Raw genomic sequence first — 1,159 nt, 5'->3', positions numbered from 1 at the left:
AGAATTAAAACAAAATTAAACGGAATGTCCCCTGTCATGTACAGATTACATTCCGCTTAAAATATTATTAAATTATTCCGTGTTTACGGGTTCAGGTCATCATTCTCTGGTTTTGTTTATTTAAAACAACAAATGTGCGATTGGGACTACTATCAAAAGTGAGATTATTGTTCGTTCGATAAAAATTACGAACAATTCGAATAAATTTACAGGAATTGACGATGCGAGGATTAGTCCACCGACTTCTGATAAGTAGATTAATTGCGTTACGGAAATTGTCGCTACGATGAATTTGGTCATTTGCGATTGAATTGTGCTTGCAGCTATGATTGATGGTGTGAACATGTCGCTGAAACCTACAATCATTGTCTTGGAAGCTTCCAAACTTTCTGGAACTTTCAAGAAATTCAACAGTGGCAAAAATGGCTTGCCAAGGATTTCAAAAACTTGAGTGTTGTTTGCAAGTACAAGTGATGCCGTTCCGATTATCATAACAATCGGCATCACCGAAAACCACATTCCGAATGCATTTTCCAATCCGTTTTTCAAAAATTCTCCAATCCCTTTGTGCGATTCAACTCTTTTTATTGCCAAATCAAGCCCGTACTTGACGGATGAAGAATAATTTTCTGATATATTTTCATTATCATGAGCTGATTCTACTACATAGTCGTCTTTTTTGAGTGACAATGGTGGAATTCTTGGAATTATTATCGCACACACAATTCCGACAAGACACACCAAAAGGTAGTACACTCCGAAATAATCTACCATGTCGACTTGGGACAAAACGATAAGGCTGAATGTTATGGACACTGCGGAGAAATTCGTAGAAATAATCGCAGCTTCCTTGGCAGAATAATATCCTGATTCGTATTGGTTAGCCGTAAGCATAACCCCTAAAGTTCCATCTCCAATCCAGCTTGTGATGCAATCTACTGCGGCACGTCCAGGAATCAAAAACACTGGGCGCATTATTTTTGTGAAAATCGCACCGATAAATTCCAAAAGACCGAAATCAAGCAACAGTGGGAGTAGCATGCTTGCTATTACGAAAATAATTACAAGTGATGTCAACAAATCGTTGAGTATAAATGTAGCAGATTCATCGGCAACTATCATGTCGAAAAACGGCCCAAGGTTAAGCTTGTCCTTCAAC

At 38.1% G+C, this 1,159-nt stretch carries 1 protein-coding gene; it reads right to left on the bottom strand.

Annotated elements, in window-relative coordinates; all coding sequences use genetic code 11:
- Window positions 1-120: 120 nt before the first annotated feature.
- On the bottom strand, window positions 121-1,159 hold a 1,039-nt coding region (locus KHW44_RS09880; protein WP_304068968.1), incomplete at its 5' end, for a YjiH family protein.

It is taken from the genome of Finegoldia magna (assembly GCF_018371055.1).
GTDB lineage: Bacteria > Bacillota > Clostridia > Tissierellales > Peptoniphilaceae > Finegoldia > Finegoldia magna_I.
Note: the sequence above shows the minus strand (reverse complement) of the source record. Positions and strands in the feature narration are given on the sequence as shown.